The organism is Alkaliphilus crotonatoxidans (assembly GCF_054658015.1).
Window position 1 is genome coordinate 289,856 of sequence record NZ_BAAHXS010000006.1, and the last position, 21,533, is coordinate 311,388.

Genomic DNA, 21,533 nt, shown 5'->3' on the forward strand with positions numbered 1-21,533 from the left:
TATAATATGGGTAAGACTAGATTGAAAGGGGAAAGATTCCTTGGAAGAAAGACGATGCCCATGGGCCAAAACCAGCCTTGATATTGAATATCATGATAATGCCTGGGGAAAGCCCGTTCATGATGATGCCTTATTATTTGAAATGCTGATCTTAGAGGGAATGCAGGCAGGGTTGAGCTGGAACACCATTTTAACAAAGCGTGAAACCATGAGGGAGGCCTTCGATGGCTTTGATGCCACCATCATTGCTCGATATGACCAGACAAAAAAGGATGAGCTTTTGCTGAACCCCGGTATTATAAGGAATAGAGCTAAAATTAATGCCCTGGTTACCAATGCCCAGGCCTTTCTGAAGCTTCAACAGGAGCATGGTACCTTCGACAAATATATTTGGAGCTTTGTAGACCATAAGCCCATTATTAACAGCTGGACAGACCCATCTCAGGTACCGGCCAAAACGGAAATCTCTGACGCCATGAGCAAGGCCCTGATTGCTCATGGATTCAAGTTTGTAGGCTCCACCATCTGCTATGCCTATATGCAGGCCGTTGGAATGGTCAATGACCATATGGTATGGTGCAAGCAATATCATCAATGCCGATAGTGGTATTACAATTACGATAAATTTACTTTAAATCATTGCTTTATGATGACATTTCATAAGGCAATGATTTTTTTTGTAGAATTAGGACTGTAGGCCGATATTGAAAATAAAGGAAAAGCCTCATGTAAATCGAATTTTTAAGCAATATGTAAATTTATGTAGAAATGTAATTTTTTTATGAAAAGCTGTTGCTAACATTTATTGAGTAAAATAGGCCAACAGCACAAAAGGAGTGAAGAATTTGATGGAGCATTTTGATGAGAAGATCATTCAAGTGGTGAATGTCATTAAGGAAGAGAGGCAGCAGGCCCAGGAGGCTGAAAAATTCCAAGATCAGCTACGAGAGGTAATGGAAGGAATAAGAGCCGGGAAGGTAGTGCTAAAGGACCATAAAATTGAGACAGAAAAAAAGCTGTTGTTTCAAAAATCCTTTTCCATCTATATTCCTCAGGAGCTAAGGCGAATGGCGGATAACGTAGCGAGAATTAAATATCCCAGCGAGGCTAGACCCCAGATCATCTATACAAATAAAAAGGATACGGTGAATATTGGAATTAATTATTCCCGGCAGGAGCTGGAAAATGATGAAGTGTCAGCCTTTCGGGATGTGATGAAGGACAGCTTTCTATCAGTTAATCCCTCCTCTGAAATTTTAGACAGCGGGGAGTTGATGGTAGGGGAAACCAATGTGGCCTACTATACCTTTCCAAATTTTGTCATTGGAGGCCAGCTGTACAATTTAATCTTTGTACTATCCCTAAAGGGGAAGGCCCTTGTATGTAATATGAATTGCATCAAGAAGGACATGAAAAAATGGGAGCTATTCTTTTATGGTGTAATGAATACCATAGAAATCCATGAGGAGGGATAGAACATGGCGGCTACCGTTAGTTATGGGAATATTAAAATCGCTCAATATGAGCTGATTAGTATCGAAAGCCTAAAGCTTCATCAGGCGCTGAATCAGCACGCTCAATTGCAATTAAAGGGAATTCTGCCCCATGACGTAGAGGACAATTACATGAAAGAGCTGAGCATTGATCAGCCAATCGAAATTAAAAAGGAGGACAGCACCCTTTTCAGCGGTATTATTGTGGAAATGGAGGTCAACCATAGCGGAGGTATCTATTATATTTCCCTTAAGGCCTTGTCCTGCACCTATTTAATGGATTTAGTTCCTAAAAGCAGATCCTTTCAAAATCAAAGTATGACCTATGAAAATTTAATCAGGTCGGTTATTTCTGGCTATCAAAGGGCTGATTGCATGGATAAAATTACCCAGGGGGCCGCCATTGAAAAACCCATTATTCAATATCGGGAAACCGACTGGGAATTTTTAAAGAGAATGGCCTCCAGGTTCCAGACCAGCCTGGTTCCCTACAGCTTGTCCCCAGGCCCTAAATTTTATTTTGGCCTTCCGAAAATTGAGAAGAATGAGTTAACGGTACATCACTACAGGGTGAAAAAGGACCTGGCGGCCTATCAGAAATTTCATCAGCATGTGCCTGGGGCCCATGAAAACAGCTTTATCTATTATGAGGTTGAAACTGACCAAATTTTAAATCTGGGGGACACCGTCAAGCTTTTTAAAAGGACCATGCACGTGATTGAAGCTACCTTGGAGGAACATAATCAATCGGTCATTAAAAATCGTTACCTACTAGCCTTTGAAAAGGGAGCCCAAAGACCCAGAATTCACAATCAAAGGATTGCAGGCTCTTCAATATTTGGCAGGGTAATTGCCACGGCTCGGGACAATGTCAAGGTTCACCTAGAGATTGACCAAAGTCAAGAGGTATCGACAGCCTATTGGTTTCCCTATGCCACAATGTATGCCTCAGAGGATGAAACTGGTTGGTACTGTATGCCAGAGATTAACGATACTGTCAGACTGTACTTTCCAGATGATGAAGAGGAAAAGGGAATGGTCATCAACTCTGTTAAGCCCCATGACCCCAGCGAGAACATTGAAGCCCTTGATCCTTCCCACCGAATGGCAGATACCAATGTTAAATATTTACGTACAGCCTTTGGAAAGGAACTGAAATTTCGTCCCAACGGCATTGACATCATCTCGAAGGACGGCATGGTGTATATGTCATTAAATGACGACGGAACGGTGACCTTAAACAGCAATGATAAAATATCCTTTACTGCTGTAAATGATATAGAAATTAAAGCAAGAAACGTCAACATGGAGGCTACAGATCATATCAAAATCGAAGCTAAGGAAAGCTCTATTGATTTAGAAAAGGATATTACTGTTACGGGTAAGGAAGTTAAAACAAATTAAAAGAGGCTTGAGAAAATGAAAAAGGATAATTTGCCAATAAACTTTCAGGAATATGCCGATACCCTTTTCCAGGAAAAGCTTAAGGAGCTGGAAAGGTATACGATTGAGAACTATGTTGAAATTCAGGCCGGCTTTATTGCAGCTTTTGTCAGGATTTGCGAAAAAATTGCTGAGATGCAGGCCCGGGATGAAAAAAAAGAAATCGCCTACATCAATTTTAGTCTGTTAAGAACCCAAATAATTAGTGGAAAGCACTGCTATTTAATCAATGCCTATGATGATACCTGGTATGCCGATTATATCCCCTGTGAGGAATTATATGATGTCTCGTGGGCCTTAAGGTATCTGGATGAATATGAGGAAGGGCTGAGGCTCGAAGCAAAACGATATGTGGGGAAAATTACTCCTATTCAGGTACAAGACATTAAGCTGGAAAAGGCCCTCATTTTTCATGAATACATTAAACAGGTGGCCAGAAAAGGTATTCAGAGGGCCGTAACGACTTCTGCCTTTCAGGATATTCTAAGGGCTTCAAGGCTGGATATCAGGGTAGGGGAATATTTTGATTTCAGTGAAAGCATCTATCTTCTTGATAATACTCCAAGGGATTCCCATGAGGTCAGGTTTTTTCTTGAAAAAAAATATCCCTATGCCTATGGCTATCAGTATTATGAAGGTCTTGATCTGCGAGGCGGAGATTATTCAGATAGCAATTTTACCTATACGGCCTTTCAGTCCTGTATTCTGGCAGAGAGCAGTTTGGAAAACAGCGTTTTAAGGGGAACCAGATTTAGTCAATGTGACCTGAAGGGGGTCTCTTTTCAAGGCGCTGCCATAATGGGAACCGATTTTTCTAAAAGTAATTTAGCCGCCGCCAATTTTAACGGCAGCAACGGCGACGTGTATTTTATAGTTGACAATTTGCAAAGCCCTTTGTTCGAAAGAATTTGTTTCAAAGAGGCAAATTTGAGGGATGCCGTCATGGACAATTCAAACCTGACAGGGGCAGACTTCACAGGGGCCTGCCTTGAGGGGGCCAGCTTTAAAAATACCAATTTAACAATGGCCCTCGTTCCTAAAAAATATCTGAGTGAGCCGGGACCCTTTACTCCACGGCAAATACAGCAGATTCAATGGATTGAATAGGAGGTGTAGGAAGATGCACTATTTCATTATTCAGCAGGATCAAGGAATAGCCACCGCACCTAAAATTAAGGGCTTTCAGAGGGATCTGCTTCATCAAAATCAGTTAGCAGAAAAAATAAATATTCTTTACATAGAAAATGCAAAGAGGATAGACTTCATTGATTTTATCGATACGCCTCTGTTGCTCCTAGCGGATGATTTTAAGCATATATTAAGGCGATATTGTCCTAATTTGGAATTTAAATCTGTGGTGTTGTGTAATTTCGACACCCAGGAGCAGGAAATTTACTGGAATGTGGAACTGCCTGAAGTTAATTGTTTATCTCCCAAAACAGAATACTACCCTGACGGCACCCTAAAGAAGCTTGTGATTGATAACAGTCGAGCCAAGGAATATAGTATGTTTCAAATCACCAACAAAATAAAAAGATATTATATTGTCAGATTGGAGCTGGCAGAAAGTATTTTAAGACGCAATATAGGGGGATTCATCCTTAAGGAGCTGGAGGAGGAATAAGGAAAGTGCAAAGGAAGGTGGGAAAATGAAAAAGCAAATAACCGACGGAGGCAACAAAACCACCTATGTGGTAAGGGGAGCTGTCATATCCTGTTCCTTGGGATCAGCCAAGGATGTTTTAAATCTGCCCTTTTCCCATGGTGTATATTTAAAGGACAAGGCCCAGCTCAATGTGGCTGATTCAAAGCCTGGAACAAATATAATCAGCTTTGGTACCTGTAAAAGGTCATCACCACCGCCGGTTTGTACCCCAAGTATTTGTACCAAATGGATTAATCACCTAGACACCAACCTAATCATTGATAAAGAAAAGGCCCTGTTGAAGGATGCCAATGTAACCTGTGTCTTTGGCGGAATCATTAGTATAGAACAAGATGGGCAGGAATAGGGGGGGATCAAATGCAGAGCATGGAAAGCTACCATAAAATAAAGCTGAAGGGAGCCTTTCCCATACAGCATATAGAGGAGCTGGAAATTCTTCATCAATTAAATCAACACAGTACCATGAAGCTAACAGGAATATTAGAAGAGACCAATGTGGATGAATTCATAGCCGCCCTCCATGAAGAAAGCACCATAGAAATCACCCTTGATCAGGAAGAAGATAACATACTGTTTTCAGGAATCCCCACAGAAATACAAGTAGAGCATCGGGGCGGCATCAGCTATATTAAGCTTCAGTGCCTATCAGCCACCTACAAGATGGATATTGACCCCCAAAGCCGAAGCTTTCAGAATAAGGCCATGACCCTTGACCAAATCCTTGAGGCCATCGTCAAGGAATACCCCCAGGGAGATTACATTAATACAGCCGCCCCCCACCAGGCCATAGATACAATCCAACTACAATACAAAGAAACCGACTGGGAATTTCTAAAGCGAATGGCCTCGACCCTGGGAACTATATTGGTGCCAGATATTTCAGCCCCCAAGCCAAGATTTTGGTTTGGATTGCCCCAGGCCCAAAAAACAGCCCTAATCCAGAGTCAAGACCATACCCTCAGACAATATGCAGAAACCCAGGCAGATATCAGAGGCTACTATTACGAAATAGAGCTATCTGAAAGACTAGGGCTGGGAGACCAGATAAAACTAAATAAGATAGGCCATACCATCACCAGGATACACATTCAGATGGAGAAGAGCCTATTAAAATACACCTACAGAATCCAGCGGCCCACCTACATCAAAACCAAGGCCAGGGTCAACGAAAAGCTCAAGGGAATTAGCCTGCCGGGGAAGGTAATCGATGTAGCAAGAAACCAACTGAAGATACACCTTGACATAGACCCCGGCCAAACAAAGGAAGAGGCCCACTGGTTTCCCTATTCCCCAGAGGCCAATAACGCATGGTATAGCATGCCCCATATGGGAACAAAAATCAACCTATACTTCCCCAACACCAACCCCAGCCAGGCCATGGCCATAACCACAGAAAGGGGAGGCAGAGCCGAAAAGCAAAAGAACCCCAATATGGAAAAAACAACCGAAAAAATATTTGAAACCAAATGGGGAAAAGAGTTAAAATTAAAAGAAGATCACATCAACATCGAAACAGGCCTGATGAACGTAAAGCTGGATGAAAACAGCATAGAGGTGGTGAGTAACGATAAAATCATCATCCAAGCCGCCAACGACCTCAACATCGGGAAAACCATCACCAAGGCCATAATAGAAGGAAAAGAAACCGAGATCATCAAAGAAAGCAAAAACATCACCATTGAAGCAGAAGAACTAATTACCCTCAAGGTCAACAGCACCAGCAGCAGCGTAGAGCTTGATATAGACAACAGACTATCAAGCCAACTGGTTTTAGAGCTTGAAGGAGACCTCAAAAGCCCCCTGCCCATGATTGAATCAGAGGGGCAGCAGGCAAAGCAGCAGGCAGAGGAAGAAGCAAGGGCATTAGAAGAAGAAAAGAAAAAACAAGAAGAACAACAGAAGGAAGCAGCAAAAAACAGAAAAAAGCTAGGACTCAAAAAAATCTTGGGGGCCGCCGTATTGGCCTTGACGGCGGTAGCAGTAGTAAGTATGCTGCCGGCCATAGCAGCAGGAGCCATGGTAGTAGGAACCATGGCAGCCGCAGCCACGGGAGTGGCAGGATTAGTAACAGCTACAGTAGTTGCCGCAAAGGTGGTGGCCGTAGGGTCAGTGGCAGTGATGGGAGCAATGGCCCTGTCAGATACTGCCGAAGGAGTACAAGAAATAGCCCATGGCTTTAAAGAAGATACCCAAACAGAATCCTTCAATTTTGCAAGAGACCTGGCCTTTGCAGGGGATGAACAGAACTATGCAACATTTCAACAGGGTATGATGTTTTTAGCCATGCTGCAAATTAGCTTTGCCCAACCCTATCAACAAGCGAGAAAAACAGCTTCCAGCGCCAACGAGAAGGCAATGAAGGAAAATAAGAGCTCTCAATTTTCTGGAAATCAAATACAAGATGGAAGAAGAAATGGCGTAGTTCAAAGTAGGATAAATATTGCAAATGGACAAACTAGATTTACACCTCTAAGAGAAACTGGAAAACCAGTTTCGGCAGGATTTGATCACGTTCGTGATGGACATTTCAATAGGCCTTTAGCGAATAGTAGATCTATCTTTACGATTAAGGCAGAAAATCTTAAAGAAATATTGCAACGTCAAGACGTTGTTAGATCTCAAGTTACTGTTATTGAAGGTGGTCAATATGTAAGGGTTGTGGATGTCGGACAAATAGTGGGGAATACTGCTCTGAAGTACGGCGGGGGCGAAACCACTTGGATTAAAATTTTTACAGACAAAGCAGGAAATTTAATAACTACGTATCCTGTTCCAGCACCTTAAAGTGAAAGGAGTAAAAAATAAATGGAAGAATTTCAAATACGCTTAGATAATGATTTGTGGGAGGATTTTAAAAGTATTCAGCAAAATCAAGAAATATTTAACAATTATTGTAATTATTTTAATAGCTTGGTTAATTGGTTGAAAGAGCATCTTTATATTCTTAATAGTGAGCTAATATTTGAATATAGATTAGATAATATATTAGATATTGATGTCAGGGATTACTTTTCCCCAAACCCTGAAATTGAACTTATTCAAGAGAAAAAAAGGATGTTTAGTCATAAGCCAGATACGGTCGATTCGCTAATTATGCGTATTAGTAACACATTATGGGATATAATTAAACAGCGTTCAGGAAAAGATTGTCCAAGATGTAAAGATGATGAACTAAACTATGTTATTGCAGAAGTACAGAAAACTAAAGAAAAAAAATTAATTTTAGAATGTGATACGTGCGGGTGGGCAGAAAATCTTGACAATACAAAATGGACACAAGGTTCTGCAATTATTCATCCGATAAGTAACTCTGAACTAAAAAAGTTAATTTAAGAGCTTTTTATTGTGAGATGATTTTTTTAAGAGTGTCACTATTGTGTAAAAGTAAAGATGAAGACCCAATTGATTAAATTAGATTAATCTGTAGGGTCTCTTTTTATGCTAAAATCTGAGGTTCTTTAGTTTTTCATCGTAGCCCCGAAAACAGTAAATAGAAAAGAAAGAAGATCCATCAGATAAAAAAGAGATAAAAAGTGTGAAAATTTTGCAATGTTATATATTGAAAATATATGAAATATATGATATTTTTCTGATTAAAACATATTAAACATACATGAATAATAGGCATTGATGATCTTGTTTCATTACCTAAAGTTTAATCATTTCTGTAAAGTTTCACAATTCTAAATCAAAAAAGGGGGATCACACATGATACAAATACCCGAAAGAATTCTAGAGGAGCAGAAGGAATTTCGTGAAAGGGTGGAGGCCTATCAAAAAGGAGAAATAGAAGAAGTAGAATTTAAAGCAAGAAGAAGCGAGGGGACGGTTCTTTTGCTTCCTCCAATATTTTTGTAGTAAAATATAGAAAATTAATGGTAATGAACTCCATTTATTATTACTCCTTTTGCTTTAAAGTTGCTGGGCAAGGATACGTACAAGGATACGTAATTACTAAATGTATAATCATGAGTGCTACATAAAGGAGTAAAAAAGAGAAAAAAGCTAGGCTGGGGTAAGATACTAGGGGCAGCGGTGTTGGGGTTGGCCGCGGTAGCGGCAGTAGGCATGTTTGTGGCATTAACAGGAGGCATGGGAGCCATGATGGTGCCAGCAATAGGCGTAGCATTAGGGGCCAGTGCTACAGCGTTAACCATAGGTTCAGTAGCAGTTACAGGGCTCACCATAGCCACGGGATTAACAGGCTTAGGATTAGTAGCAGCAGCATTATCAAAGCTAAGAGAAGGAATAGAAGAAATAAACTATGCATCAAAAGGAGATTTAGAAACAAAAGCATTTAACCCATTAAGAGATATAGCACTGGGTGGAGATGACGAAAAGCTAGCCAAAGTGGAAGAAGGATTAATGCTTTTGGCAACGCTGCAAACCACGGTAACGGCCCCCTTTATGATGATCAACCAAACCGGAGGACAAGCTAATCAGCAGGCCATGAAGTCCTACGAAATTAACTTTAAAAAACCTAATTTCACAGGAGGCTTCAATGTAAATGGCGGGGCCTTAGTGATGGACCAATCCCCTGGCATATCCATACCAATACCAGCAGTAAGCACTCCAGGAGTAATCTTAACAGGACAACAGATGACAGATTTGACGATTGCCTATAGTGCGAATAATGGTGGGGGTAGTGGTAATGGAGGTGGGGAAAAGAAGAATGAGCGGAAAACTGGTGTTAATAAAGATGGTGAGATGCTTGGGAAAAATGGTACTAGAGTTGATAGTAAAACATTATGGCAGGATGGAAAAACAGAGAGAGTTGATGTTGAGAATCCAAAGCCAGGACAAAGACCGGGTGATGTTCATTATCATGATTCTAATAATGTTAAATATAGATTTGACCCAGTTACAGGGAAATTATATGATGAAGTTGGAAATTTAGGACCTAACAAGATACAAAAGGTACTACAAATTAAAGATGTTCAAAGAGCTATAAATAAGGGCCTTCAAGTATTAGGTGAGGAAAAGTATTTTAAATAATTTTAAGGGGGATATAAATGCTTAAGTGTAATAAAAATATGATGGATTGCCTAAATAGAGTAGAACTATTTCATCAGGATTTTCTAGACAAAATAATGAGAATATGGCCAGAGTTTTTTGAGATAAAGGGGTTTGTGCTATTAAAAAAGTACAAAGATACTATTGAAGAACTAGATGAGGAAAAAATACTGTCAGTTTATTATGATAAAATTGGATTCGAGGCGAGCTACAATGAATTCCGAATAGAAGATTATTTTGACTGGTGCATAGGAAAACCGTTAGAAGGTCTTGTAATGGCTGTTAAGCTATCTGAAATTTGGGAGTGTAAGTTAAAAAGAGACTTTCCAAATTATAAATTTCATATAATAATAGGGTTTGATGGTGAGTATACAACAATTCGATTTTATAAGCTTAGAGATGAGGAAGATAGTTGGATAGCATTAGATGATTTAGAAGAGTATAAGGAGAATGCTATTGCAGTAAGAATTGTTGAATAAGATGTTCAGATAAAAATGTATAACATGTAACGTGGCAATTAAGGTGATGTGATAAAAAGGAAAGTGTAATACTGGATTAGCAGACAACAATGTATAGTAGCAATGTAATAATTTGAAAGAATTGGTATAGAAAATAACGATTGTAATAGTGAAAATTTCCAATTTTAATAGTGTCAAGGGAGCGGTTCTATTGCTGCATGAGACTTAAAAAATTTTGGACCGCGTATTGGCCTTGACAGCGGTAGCAGTAGTAAGTATGCTGCCAGCCATAGTAGCAGGAGCCATGGTAGTAGGAACCATGGCAGCCGCAGCCACGGGAGTGGTCAGGATTAGTAACAGCTACAGTAGTTGCCGCAAAGGTGGTGGCCATAGGATCAGTGGCAGTGATGGGAGCAATGGCCGTGTCAGATACTGCCGAAGGAGTGCAAGAAATAGCCCATGGCTTTAAAGAAGATACCCAAACAGAATCCTTCAATTTTGCAAGAGACCTGGCCTTTGCAGGGGATGAACAGAACTACGCAACATTTCAACAGGGTATGATGTTTTTAGCCATGCTGCAAATTAGCTTTGCCCAACCCTATCAACAAGCGAGAAAAACAGCTTCCAGCGCCAACGAGAAGGCAATGAAGGAAAATAAGAGCTCTCAATTTTCTGGAAATCAGATGAGGGGAAATGGGGGAACGGCTAATACTCAAGATACATACTCAGGTGTTAAGCAGGCATCGGAATATTTAAAATCACAAGGTGTGCCTAGACAGTATAGAAAACAAATATTAGAGTCATTTGATGTAAGGACAATTAAAATGGATGTAGCTGGCGATAGTACATACGGATTAAGGTTTTATGATGGGGTAAATGCTAATGCAAAAGGTAGATATTTATTTGAGACATTTAATCCATTAACGAACCGTCAGAATTTAGCACTACCACCAGAATGGAATAAGATGACTGGTATACAGCAATTTCAAGTGAATCCAGGTACAGTAATGTTAAAAGGAAATGCAGCACCGCAGTTTCAATTTGGTTCTCAATACATAGGAGGTGAAACACAATGGTATATAAACAATCTAAACGATCTAATCCCATAAAACCAAGTCTGTTTTTACAAAAAACGGATAAAGTATTATTAGAAATAGATAATGAGATAAACGCACATAGAAGTGGTTCTGGTAGTATTAGCAACGTTACTCAACTAGAAATAATAAAAGAGCAAGTAAATTGTATGATACAAAATTTATCAAGCAGTAAATTTATGCCTAGTTATCAAAGAATGATTATTGATTCTTGGGATTACTCAAATAATCTAGGAATTGAGTTGTTAGCTTTATATGAAGAGTATTTAAAATTGTAAAGTTAAAAATTTAAGGTCATAATATCTGTGTATCCAACAGACAGAGTTAATGCACCTAAACCATCAGGCTTTTAATTACTATATCTACGATGAGGTGATTTTTAGTGTATAACAACTAGACAAATTTTTATTAGAAGATGTAACGATTGACTCATGGTATGATGATGGTTTTTCTGTTGCTCAAGAAATGTTATCGCAGTTTTCTGCTAGTGATTGGGAAGAACTATCAAAACAAGTTTTAACTAAGCCATTAGAATGGCAAAGAAAACTTATTTACTGTCTTGATAACGAAATAATTGCTGAGGAACTAAATATCATTTTAAAGTTGATAACTGTAGATGACTTAGAATTATTTAATATGTGTGTAGATACGTTAAGAGCATTTGATAATGAAAATGGACATAAGTACGTTGCGTCAAATCCGTCCATTATAAACGATATCAAGGAGAGAATTGAAAATGCTGGAATTGCAACAAAAAAAATATTAGAAGATTTTCTATGTAAATTTACGTAAAATTTTATATTGCAATACATTCGATTCTATCAAAATCTAGAGTGCATACAAATATAACGCTTACTGCTACAAAAATTAGCCAACCATACCACTAACAATGGTCACTGTAGATATTTAATTAATAAACAAGACCTTAGAGATAATTCTGTAGTTTAATTGTCTCGTGGTTTCTTTTTTAAAAAAAGGAAGGTCATGTAAGATCAAAACAAATCTGATGAATGAGACTAACAGGGCTGGGATTAGGAATTGCATCGTCATTAAAGGTAAGAGAAGGACGTGAAGATCTAAAATATGCTAAAAAAGGAGATTTAGAAACCGAAGCCTTTAACCCATTAAGAGATAATGTACTGGGCGGAGATGATGAAAAGCTAGCTAAGGTTGAAGAAGGATTAATGCTTTTGGCATCACTGGAAACAATAGTAATTGCCCCCTTTATGATGATTAACCAAACCGGGGGACAAGCCAATCAGCAGGCCATGAAGACCTATGATATTAATTTTAAAAGGCCAAATTTCACAGGAGGATTCAATGTAAATGGCGGAGCCGTAGTAATGGGCCAATCCTCCGGCATATCCATGTCCATACCAAAACTAGCAGTAAACGCATCAGGAGTAGTCTTAACAGGGCAACAGATGACAGATTTGACGATTGCCTATAGTGCGAATAATGGTGGGAGTAATGGTAATGGGGATGATAAGGGAAATGAGGGAACGCCTAACATTGATATAAATCAAAAGCCCAATGTTTCGAACGAAAAATTAAAGAATATTGTAAATGATTTATACAAAGGTCAAGGTGGACCTAATACTATTGGTAATGGAACTACAATGGATGCCGTTAGAAATGAAATTAAAACTGGTCTTCCTACACATGGAAAATTCCATACTCAAAAACTTAACGACTATTTAAACGCATTACAAAGAAGATTAAGGGCTGGAGACTTAAATGATTATGACAAGTCAGTTGTTAATGCTTTAATTGAGGACATTACCAATGCACTAAAAGGTCAATAGGAGGGTGTTTATGTACAAATACAAAGAAGCTATAAGTAATTTAATAAACAAATTTCCTGAACTAAGAAAAGTTTATGAGGAAAATATTGATGATTACGAAGATCTTCCATATGTATTTTATGAATCTGTATTTGTGAAATTCATTTTGGATAAAGCTAATTGTTATCATGAGGACAAACTAAAAACTATTTTTGTTTTTGTTGAAGATATGCTTGCAAATGGCGATGAAGAAACAAAAAATTTAATCGGTGTTGCCATAATTGAAAGTTTGTATTATGAAGAAAATTCAAAGATCAAAGAAATATTGCTAAGGTATTTTGGCAAGCTAACGAAAAAAAGTTTTGAAGATTGTTTCCCAAAGTAGTAGGATATTTTACAGGTCACATAGTTTCGGCTGATGTGACCATTTTTTTTTGCGAATGTGATAGGGCTCACATTCCGCTGAAGTGGATACAACTTTTTCAAGGTTTTTCTTAGTTTTTTAACACAGAAGCGAGGGGACGGTTCTTTTGCTTCCTCCAATATTTTTGTAGTAAAATAAAATATAGAAAAATTAATGGTAATGAACTCCATTTATTATTACTCCTTTTGCTTTAAAGGTGCTGGGCAAGGATACGTAGTTACTAAATGTATAACCATGAGTGCTACATAAAGGAGTAAAAAAGAGGAAAAAGCTAGGCTGGGGTAAGATACTAGGGGCAGCGGTGTTGGGGTTGGCCGCGGTAGCGGCAGTAGGCATGTTTGTGGCATTAACAGGAGGCGTGGGAGCCATGATGGTGCCAGCAATAGGCGTAGCATTGGGAGCCAGTGCCACAGCGTTAACCATAGGTTCAGTAGCAGTTACAGGGCTCACCATAGCCACGGGATTAACAGGCTTGGGATTAGTAGCAGCAGCATCATCAAAGCTAAGAGAAGGAATAGAAGAAATAAACTATGCATCAAAGGGAGATTTAGAAACAAAAGCCTTTAACCCATTAAGAGATATAGCATTAGGCGGAGATGACGAAAAGCTAGCCAAGGTAGAAGAAGGGCTAATGCTGCTGGCATCACTAGAAACAATAGTAATTGCCCCCTTTATGATGATCAACCAAACCGGGGGACAAGCCAATCAGCAGGCCATGAAGACCTATGATATTAACTTTAAAAGGCCAAATTTTACAGGAAGATTCAATGTAAATGGCGGGGGCTTGGTGATGGAGCCATCCCGTGGTATATCCATATCAATACCAATACCAGCAGTAAGCACTCCAGGAGTAATAGGGAGAAGGGGCGTTTAGCCTCTCCTCTTGGAGCTATATGTCACTGTACCCCTGCGGTGCTGCCAATGGCACCGTTGAAGATTTAGCAGCCTTTGCAATGGCCTTAATGCCTCTCCCTGAGGAGCAGACCCCCTTATTTCAAAAACGAGAAACCTTAGATAAGATGCTTTCCCAAAGCTATACGCCCAACGAAAATATGCTAGATATTGCCCATGGTTTTTGGGAGTACCCAGGGGAAAAACGAGGGTTAACCCATGGAGGTAATACTATCGCCTTTTCAAGCAATTTCCATCTTGTACCAGAGGAAAGATTTGCAGTAATTGTCTTAACGAATCAAGGGGGAGAAATCGATCTATGCTATGGTTTACCGAAGGCACTTGTAGAGCGGGGGGGAGCAATTACCCCTATGGAAGGAACGGGTTTAGGTGCAAAGCTCTTAGAGGGAAAATATCTGATGGCGCGACGGCCAGAGCATAGTGTAGCTAAGTTATATCCTTATTTTATCCCTTTAAAGGTCGAGGCTATTGGAGAAAATCGAATTCAAGTCAGTCAAATGACAGAGACTGCTGAATACATCCAAACGGCACCCAATGTGTATCGTAAAGCTTCTGGAAGCTCTATGTTTGATCCCATCCCTCAATTATATTTTCAGGTGGAAAATGGCAGCGTAATACAAATTTCCTCAGTGGTCTCAGATTATCTGCCCCTTCCTGCAGGGAGAACAACGCCCTTTTTAATCCTATACATTGTTGCAGCCGCCCTATGTGGGCTATATTTTATCACGATGTTGTTGATTCATCTTATTCAATGGATACGTAGCCTTGTTAGAAAAGAGAAGAATAGAATTTCTTTTCAAAATGGGCGGATGTATTTTGGTCTGCTGAATTTTATAGGAATATCCCTCGTAGGTAACTGTTTGTTACTGAGCGCACGTATGGTGATGGATAACAACCGAAGCTATGATGAGATAAAAATACATTTTTTCATCAACCTTATCTTTACAGTACTGGCCTTTATTACGATGCTATTTTTAGTGGTAAAGCGAAATACCTACAATTCGTCTAAAGGGAATAGGCGACAGACGATTTTATCGATGGTGATGTTAGGTATCTTAATAGCGTTACTGGTGATATGGAATTTCTATAGCTAAAATCAAGTATTACGCTTTTTTAAGGGTTTCTAACTGACTTGGGGACTATTTTTATAGTCCCATAATGCTTTTTGAGTTCTAGATACGTATATTATTGTGTCAAGCGTTTTGGAAAATGTCCCCAAAAAAGTTTTAACATAGCACCAGAAGCCTGATGCGAGCTTAAACTTTAATTTAAAAAAGTGTTGTTGTAAGACCTTGATTTTAGGTAACCTTAATAAACCTAAATCTAATATAGAAACGATCATTTGGGACATAATTATTTGACGTATAATAATATATTATCATAAATGAATCATAGATAACGGTACAATATGAAAATAATGCTTGACAACAGCCTTAATAACCATTAAAATCAAAATAATATAATTTAATTAGCAGTACTCTTATCCAGAGAGGTGGAGGGAAAAGGCCCGATGAAACCCGGCAACCGGCTTGAATTTTAAGCAGCGGTGCCAATTCCTGCGGAATATTTCGCAAGATGAGAGGGGAAAACCACCACTAAAAATATTCCTCTTTCATAAGAAAGGGGTTTTTTTTATACATAGAAATAGCTTTTATGTATAAAACCGAAAGATGAGGAGCTGATTAGAATTGAGTGTAGAAAATGTAAGACGTTTTTTTGTGGAAAGGGGATTAGCTGATCCTGTTTTTGAATTGGCTGAAAGCGGCGCCACGGTAGATTTAGCCGCCAAAACCATCGGCGTAGAGCCTGCCTTCATTGCCAAAACCCTGGCCTTTCGGTTAAGGGATCGAAATATTTTAATTGTAGCCCGGGGGGACGGTAAGATTGATAATAGAAAATACAAGCGTTACTTTCAGGTTAAGGCAAAGCTGTTAAATCATATGGAGGTGGAAGCTGTTACGGGTCACCCTGTGGGAGGACTGTGTCCCTTCGGCCTTGAAAGGCCTTTAGATGTGTATATTGACCAATCCATCAAGGATTTTGAGTACGTTTATCCTGCAGCTGGGTCCCGGTATTCAGCCCTAAAAATAACGCCAGAGGAAATACAGCAATTGACCAATGCCACTTGGATTGATGTTTGCCAGGATCAATAGGTCAGATAATGTTAAAAATAAATAAGGCTTATTGATCAGCGTGTAAAATTAAGTAAATAAATATGCGTAGTTTTAAGCCATTGAAGAATTCCAAGGGGGGTGCTTCGATGGCTTTAATACTATAGATAAACAAATAAGCGTAAATATGTAACAGTATAAATATTAACATGTTTATAACATCTAATTAACCAATTACAATGATTTTAAAGGTAAAATGATCATAATGTTAAAATATCCATTGGTTGTTAAATATAGGGAAGTACAGGAGTTAATTCAAAATACTGAAACAGCAGGACTATTGACAATGAATTAATGATGATAATCATTATTTTTTTAGCTCAAAAATGATACAAAAATCTTCTAGGTAATAAGTACTAAGTAATATATTTTAAATATAAAAATGTTAAAATAAATTAAATTATTACTTGCATCTGGCGATATCGTGTGACATAATCTAAGTAATACTATATTAAGACAAAGTGAGGTGACAAGATGGAAACGATGCTTCAAGATCGTCATGCCTTTCTATTTCAAGGAGTTGGGGCAGAATATCAAAAACTAATTACTAGATTTGACAAAGAACAGCTGGAGATTCTGAACTATTATTGCTCCGTTGTTCGACACGAATTAAATATGGATTTGTGGAATTATTTATTTAATGCTGCTGAAACCAGCCATGACAAGATGTTCACTGATTGGATCGCCATATATACCTGTGACTATATCGTTTATCAGCGTTATCGAAGTCTAGGGATGGAACCCGCCATTTTACTAGGTTACAGTATGGGATTAATCACAGCCATGGCCTGTGGTAAATCAATCTCCTTTGAAGCTGGCTTACATATGCTTTTAACAATTTATCAATATCCTAAGCTGGCTAACAGAGAGGATGAAGCCATGGCTGTTATCGTTGGCTTAACCTGCCATGATGTAGAGGAAATAATTCGAGAAAATAATCTACTGGGGCAGGTGGAGATAGGCAGTGAAAACAACGAATACTGTATTGTAATATCAGGTATGGAAGCAGCAGTTAATATGGTCATGGGGCTGTCAGAAATAAAGGGTGCTTTAAAGGTCAAGGAGGTCAATGCCCCCTATGCCTTTCATTCACAATTTGCAGCCAAGGGAATTGAGCCCTTTGTAAAATTTGTATCGGAACTTGATGTATATGATTGTGAAATACCAATTATATCAAGCTTTGATCATAGCATATTACAAAAGTCTCCGGATTTACAAAGGGAATTAATTAAAAACATGACAGGTAGAATGTATTGGAAAACGGCCATTGAAAAAATTGCTGCCATGGGCATCGAGAGCTTTATTGAAGTGAGTCTGGATGATTCTGTTGTTAAGTTTTCCAAGACAATTAATTTAGATTGGACTTTTCTTAATTATAACAAAATCAAGAGGTTAAAGAAGAATTTTAGTCCTCTGGCCCCGGAGGTTATAGTAAAAAATGCCTAAGGGATGAGGGGGGACTAAAAATGGTAGATGCGGGAATAAAATTAACTGAATATTACAAGTAGTTATAAAATTTTATCTTGAGAATATTTGAAAATGGAGAAAAAGAATAATGGAAAAAACAAGGGATAATCATATTGTTTATGTGGATCTTACCAATGAAAAAATTACCCGACAGGAAATTACCCCTGACATTAGAAAAAAATACATCGGTGGAATCGGAATTAATACCAAGATCCTGTATGATTCTGAGGCAATAATAAATGATGCCCTTTCCGAAAAAAATGTGTTGATTTTTGGAGTGGGCCCCGCCGTAGGGACAGGTCTGCTGGCAGGTAACCGCTGTACCATTACGGCAAAGAGCCCCGTAACAGATCGCTATGGCGACTCTAACATTGGTGGTGATTTTACAGTCAGGATGCGTTCGGTGGGGATAGACAATTTGGTTTTTACAGGAAAGGCCAATAAGCCTGTTTATTTACATATTGACAGCCAGGGGGAGGTCAAAATAATTGATGCCTCTGATCTGTGGGGGATGTGGACCGATAAGGTGACCGATATCTTAACAGAAAGGCATGGAGAACATTGCGAGGTAGCCTGTATTGGGCCAGGGGGAGAAAAGCTCATACGGTATGCCAGCGTAATTATGTCGAAATGCCATGCTGCTGGAAGAATGGGTATGGGCTGTGTAATGGGTTCTAAAAACCTTAAGGCCATTGTAATAGAGAAGGGTAACCTAAGGCCCAAAATCTATAATCAGGAAAAAATTAAGGAAATAAGGGATTTATGGATTAAAAACTGCCGCGGCTCAGTGGTATCAAAAATGGGTAGTGTCAATGGTACCTTGTTTTTGCTTGAAACCTATGACAAGGATAAGCACATCCCCGTTAGAAACTGTAAGTCGGCCCATGATGAAAAGACAAAGAATATTTACCCTGCCTCCTTTAAGGCTGATTTTCAAACAAAAAGAAAATCCTGCTATGCTTGCCCTGTAGGCTGTTCAAAGGAATATGAAATTAAAGAGGGGAAGTATAAGGGCGAAAAGGGAGACCGAATAGATTATGGAGCCGCCGTCAGTGTAGGACCAAATCTTGGGATATTTGACTGGGCCAGTATTATCCATTTGAAGCTGTTAACCGATTATTTAGGGGTAGATAGCATTGAGATGGCGGGAGTGATTGGTTTAATTATCGAATGCCTGGAACGGGGAATCATTACAGAAGCTGACCTGGATGGGCGAAAAATTCAATTTGGCGATGATGAAGCCATTGAATATTTGATTCACAAAACCATTGACAGGGAAGGCATTGGCGATTTGATTGCCGAGGGTACCTATCGGGCAGCTAAAGCCCTGGGGGCTGAGGATTATGCCTTTTGTATCAACAAATCCACCACCGGCACCCAATCTAAGGATCGACTGGCCTGGTCACTGGGCTATCTGACCTCCACCAGGGGAGGGGACCATTTAAAGAACTTTCCCTATACCATGCTTTCCGGCGGGTATTTTGCCCAGGTGGTAGCAAAACATGTGTTTAATGTAGATGCGAAAAAGGTAATGGCCCATCCTGATCAAAAAGGGCGAGTTGTGTGGTGGCATGAAAATTATAAATATGTTGTCGACAGCCTAGGAATTTGTATCTTCGCCATTCATGGACTGCCCAATACAGGTACCGCCTTCTTTCAAGACTTCGCCAATATAATGAATTATCTTTACGGCTACAGCTTAACCGATAAGGATATTTTCTATGCCGGCGAACGAATTTATCAGCTTCAAAATGCCTTTAACGTTCATTGCGGCCTAACCCTTGAGGATTATCAGTGGCCCGTAAGAAAAAAGGACCCCGATATAGATGAGGAATATATTCAAGAGACCACCATTGATATTAGAGATGAGCCCGGTATGCTGCCGGAATATTTCCTGTACAGGGGCCTGACCAAGGATGGAAAGCCTACCCTACAGCGCTTTTTAGAGCTGGGGCTAGAGGATTATGTCGATAAGACAAAGCTGGTGGACCATAAAGAGGCACAAAATTTAAAAGTCCTGCTGACAACTGTTGGATTAAATATTAAGCTGACCCTGGGGGATCGAATAAAGGGCTTTATTATCTCCCAATTACTGTGCCGTCTGCTGGATTTAAAGGACAAGAGTGAAAAGAAAAAGTACTTAAAGGAAAAGGCCAAGGCTAAAAGCAATCAATTTGAAGAAATAAAACAAAGAGAGGAGACAGTATCATGAAAAATTTAACACCAGAAATTCAAGAGGAATTAAAGGAATTAATCTACAGCTTTTTTTCAGAGGAGTGCGAGGTGGAACTGGAGGAATTAGGTGATGAAACCTCCATTATAGATGATTTGGATGGTGACTCTTTGTTATTTGTAGAATTGGTGGAATTAATGAAAAAGAAATATAACCTGAATATTCAATTGCAGGCCATTGGCAAGTACCTACTGAGGAATCCTGCCGAAACCATTGGTCAGGTAATTGAGACAGCTTATTTGATTTATGAACATGAGAACGAAATTGTAAACCTGGGGTCTGCCAGCTAATGGAAGTTTTAGATGGGACAAAATCGGGGGTCGTGGTTTTTGAAGCCCGAGATCAGATCGCCATATTAACCATAGATAATGGTATACAGAATAAAATTAGTCAGGGTGAATTTTTAGAGCTGACTGCCCTGAAGAAATGGCTAAGTGAAGGAGATTTTAAAGGCTTGGTCATACAGGGAAGGGGAAGACATTTTTCTGCCGGGGCTGATGTAAATAACATTAAAGCCAATCTACATCGCCCGGAATACCTAAGGGAGAGCCTAAGAAAAGGAAAGGAAATTTTAGATTACATAGAAGGGCTGCCGATTATTACGGTTGCAGCCATCAGCGGTGCCTGCTTCGGTGCAGGCCTAGAGATTGCCCTTAGCTGCCACTTTCGGGTCTGTACGGCCAATGGTATTTTGGCCCTTCCGGAATCAAATTTAGGAATTCTGCCTGGACTGGGGGGCACCCTTCGGCTAGCTGAAAGGATTGGAAGACAAAAGGCCCTGGAAGTAATTTTAACCGGTAAGACAATCACACCCGAGGAGGCCTTGGCCCTAGGACTGATCGACAGGCTTGTGCCCAATAAAAGTCATCTGGAATCAGCCATAGAGATGATTAATGGGGTAACCCAAAATAAATCCCTGGAGCAAATTCATCGGATTGTCAAGGCGGTAAACAATGGAGTTAATGAAAACAGGGCCCAGGCCCTAAGTCAGGAAGAAAACATGTTTATGGAATTAGTAATCAATTTAAAAAATGAGGAGGAAACATCATGAGAGAATTAACAGCTGAAATTAAAGAGGAATTAAAGACACTAATTTATGAATTCTTTGCTGAGGAGTGCGAGGTTGAGCAGGATGAACTGAGCCTTGATACCTCCATCATTGATGATTTAGATGGGGATTCCCTGTTGTTTGTGGAGCTGGTAGAGTTGATGAAAAAGAAATATGGACTCAATATACAGCTTCAAACCATTGGAAAATATTTGTTAAGAAACCCTGCAGAGACCATTGAACAAGTCATCGAAACAGCCTGTCTTTTGTATGTTCATGAAAATGAAATTGTTAATTTAGCCTCCTAGCTTTGTCTGGGGGCATTAA

The 21,533-nt window shown here is 39.4% G+C and carries 25 protein-coding genes and 1 riboswitch; all 25 genes read left to right on the forward strand.

All coding sequences use genetic code 11. The features are described 5' to 3' along the window. Nucleotides 1–40: 40 nt before the first annotated feature. Nucleotides 41–604, forward strand: coding sequence for a DNA-3-methyladenine glycosylase I (locus ACYQ1I_RS13405; protein ID WP_459766139.1), 564 nt, complete (start codon nucleotides 41–43; stop codon nucleotides 602–604). A 244-nt stretch (nucleotides 605–848) separates the two neighbouring features. Beyond that, nucleotides 849–1,475, forward strand: a complete 627-nt coding sequence (locus ACYQ1I_RS13410) for a hypothetical protein (RefSeq protein ID WP_459766141.1) — start codon at nucleotides 849–851, stop codon at nucleotides 1,473–1,475. A gap of 3 nt (nucleotides 1,476–1,478) precedes the next feature. Next, nucleotides 1,479–2,897: a phage baseplate assembly protein V gene (locus tag ACYQ1I_RS13415; RefSeq protein WP_459766143.1), complete on the forward strand. Its 1,419-nt coding sequence runs from the start codon at nucleotides 1,479–1,481 to the stop codon at nucleotides 2,895–2,897. Between the two features lie 15 nt (nucleotides 2,898–2,912). Beyond that, nucleotides 2,913–4,043, forward strand: coding sequence for a pentapeptide repeat-containing protein (locus tag ACYQ1I_RS13420; RefSeq protein WP_459766144.1), 1,131 nt, complete (start codon nucleotides 2,913–2,915; stop codon nucleotides 4,041–4,043). Nucleotides 4,044–4,056: 13 nt separating this feature from the next. Continuing rightward, a complete protein-coding gene (locus ACYQ1I_RS13425; protein ID WP_459766145.1) occupies nucleotides 4,057–4,560 on the forward strand; it encodes a hypothetical protein in 504 nt (167 codons plus the stop codon). 25 nt (nucleotides 4,561–4,585) lie between these two features. Then, complete coding sequence (locus tag ACYQ1I_RS13430) at nucleotides 4,586–4,948, forward strand: DUF4280 domain-containing protein (RefSeq protein ID WP_459766146.1); 363 nt, start codon at nucleotides 4,586–4,588, stop codon at nucleotides 4,946–4,948. 11 nt (nucleotides 4,949–4,959) lie between these two features. Further along, the gene (locus ACYQ1I_RS13435; protein ID WP_459766147.1) at nucleotides 4,960–7,386 is read left to right on the forward strand and encodes a contractile injection system protein, VgrG/Pvc8 family; all 2,427 of its coding nucleotides are present in this window, start codon (nucleotides 4,960–4,962) and stop codon (nucleotides 7,384–7,386) included. Between the two features lie 21 nt (nucleotides 7,387–7,407). After that, entirely contained in the window at nucleotides 7,408–7,935 is a 528-nt protein-coding gene (locus ACYQ1I_RS13440) for a hypothetical protein (protein WP_459766148.1), read from the forward strand. A gap of 375 nt (nucleotides 7,936–8,310) precedes the next feature. Next, nucleotides 8,311–8,460, forward strand: a complete 150-nt coding sequence (locus tag ACYQ1I_RS13445; protein WP_459766150.1) for a hypothetical protein — start codon at nucleotides 8,311–8,313, stop codon at nucleotides 8,458–8,460. A gap of 243 nt (nucleotides 8,461–8,703) precedes the next feature. Next, nucleotides 8,704–9,597 carry a hypothetical protein gene (locus ACYQ1I_RS13450; protein ID WP_459766152.1) on the forward strand — a complete coding sequence of 298 codons (894 nt, stop codon included), beginning with the start codon at nucleotides 8,704–8,706 and terminating at the stop codon, nucleotides 9,595–9,597. A 17-nt stretch (nucleotides 9,598–9,614) separates the two neighbouring features. Continuing rightward, on the forward strand, nucleotides 9,615–10,094 hold the full coding sequence (locus ACYQ1I_RS13455) for a hypothetical protein (protein WP_459766154.1): 480 nt from the start codon (nucleotides 9,615–9,617) through the stop codon (nucleotides 10,092–10,094). 214 nt (nucleotides 10,095–10,308) lie between these two features. Continuing rightward, nucleotides 10,309–10,542 carry a hypothetical protein gene (locus ACYQ1I_RS13460; RefSeq protein ID WP_459766156.1) on the forward strand — a complete coding sequence of 78 codons (234 nt, stop codon included), beginning with the start codon at nucleotides 10,309–10,311 and terminating at the stop codon, nucleotides 10,540–10,542. Further along, entirely contained in the window at nucleotides 10,496–11,182 is a 687-nt protein-coding gene (locus ACYQ1I_RS13465) for a hypothetical protein (RefSeq protein ID WP_459766158.1), read from the forward strand. Before ACYQ1I_RS13460 ends, ACYQ1I_RS13465 begins: the two co-directional genes overlap by 47 nt. Continuing rightward, nucleotides 11,146–11,445: a hypothetical protein gene (locus tag ACYQ1I_RS13470; RefSeq protein WP_459766160.1), complete on the forward strand. Its 300-nt coding sequence runs from the start codon at nucleotides 11,146–11,148 to the stop codon at nucleotides 11,443–11,445. The genes ACYQ1I_RS13465 and ACYQ1I_RS13470 overlap by 37 nt, the downstream gene beginning before the upstream one ends. Before the next feature lie 187 nt (nucleotides 11,446–11,632). Next, nucleotides 11,633–11,959 (forward strand): hypothetical protein, encoded by a 327-nt coding sequence (locus ACYQ1I_RS13475; RefSeq protein ID WP_459766162.1) that lies wholly within the window; start codon nucleotides 11,633–11,635, stop codon nucleotides 11,957–11,959. A 218-nt stretch (nucleotides 11,960–12,177) separates the two neighbouring features. Then, nucleotides 12,178–12,972, forward strand: a complete 795-nt coding sequence (locus ACYQ1I_RS13480) for a hypothetical protein (protein ID WP_459766163.1) — start codon at nucleotides 12,178–12,180, stop codon at nucleotides 12,970–12,972. A gap of 10 nt (nucleotides 12,973–12,982) precedes the next feature. Beyond that, nucleotides 12,983–13,336, forward strand: a complete 354-nt coding sequence (locus ACYQ1I_RS13485) for a DUF7674 family protein (protein ID WP_459766165.1) — start codon at nucleotides 12,983–12,985, stop codon at nucleotides 13,334–13,336. Between the two features lie 277 nt (nucleotides 13,337–13,613). Continuing rightward, complete coding sequence (locus tag ACYQ1I_RS13490) at nucleotides 13,614–14,249, forward strand: hypothetical protein (protein WP_459766167.1); 636 nt, start codon at nucleotides 13,614–13,616, stop codon at nucleotides 14,247–14,249. A 19-nt stretch (nucleotides 14,250–14,268) separates the two neighbouring features. Continuing rightward, on the forward strand, nucleotides 14,269–15,381 hold the full coding sequence (locus ACYQ1I_RS13495) for a serine hydrolase domain-containing protein (RefSeq protein WP_459766169.1): 1,113 nt from the start codon (nucleotides 14,269–14,271) through the stop codon (nucleotides 15,379–15,381). 383 nt (nucleotides 15,382–15,764) lie between these two features. Then, nucleotides 15,765–15,869, forward strand: a riboswitch (SAM riboswitch). 106 nt (nucleotides 15,870–15,975) lie between these two features. Next, nucleotides 15,976–16,440 carry a YbaK/EbsC family protein gene (locus tag ACYQ1I_RS13500; RefSeq protein ID WP_459766171.1) on the forward strand — a complete coding sequence of 155 codons (465 nt, stop codon included), beginning with the start codon at nucleotides 15,976–15,978 and terminating at the stop codon, nucleotides 16,438–16,440. Between the two features lie 492 nt (nucleotides 16,441–16,932). After that, nucleotides 16,933–17,904 (forward strand): ACP S-malonyltransferase, encoded by a 972-nt coding sequence (locus ACYQ1I_RS13505; RefSeq protein WP_459766172.1) that lies wholly within the window; start codon nucleotides 16,933–16,935, stop codon nucleotides 17,902–17,904. Between the two features lie 109 nt (nucleotides 17,905–18,013). Beyond that, nucleotides 18,014–20,137, forward strand: coding sequence for an aldehyde ferredoxin oxidoreductase family protein (locus tag ACYQ1I_RS13510; protein ID WP_459766174.1), 2,124 nt, complete (start codon nucleotides 18,014–18,016; stop codon nucleotides 20,135–20,137). Continuing rightward, nucleotides 20,134–20,448 carry an acyl carrier protein gene (locus ACYQ1I_RS13515; RefSeq protein ID WP_459766176.1) on the forward strand — a complete coding sequence of 105 codons (315 nt, stop codon included), beginning with the start codon at nucleotides 20,134–20,136 and terminating at the stop codon, nucleotides 20,446–20,448. The genes ACYQ1I_RS13510 and ACYQ1I_RS13515 overlap by 4 nt, the downstream gene beginning before the upstream one ends. Beyond that, nucleotides 20,448–21,209 (forward strand): enoyl-CoA hydratase/isomerase family protein, encoded by a 762-nt coding sequence (locus ACYQ1I_RS13520; RefSeq protein ID WP_459766178.1) that lies wholly within the window; start codon nucleotides 20,448–20,450, stop codon nucleotides 21,207–21,209. Before ACYQ1I_RS13515 ends, ACYQ1I_RS13520 begins: the two co-directional genes overlap by 1 nt. Then, nucleotides 21,206–21,514 carry an acyl carrier protein gene (locus ACYQ1I_RS13525; RefSeq protein WP_459766180.1) on the forward strand — a complete coding sequence of 103 codons (309 nt, stop codon included), beginning with the start codon at nucleotides 21,206–21,208 and terminating at the stop codon, nucleotides 21,512–21,514. Before ACYQ1I_RS13520 ends, ACYQ1I_RS13525 begins: the two co-directional genes overlap by 4 nt. The last annotated feature ends 19 nt before the right edge of the window (nucleotides 21,515–21,533 follow it).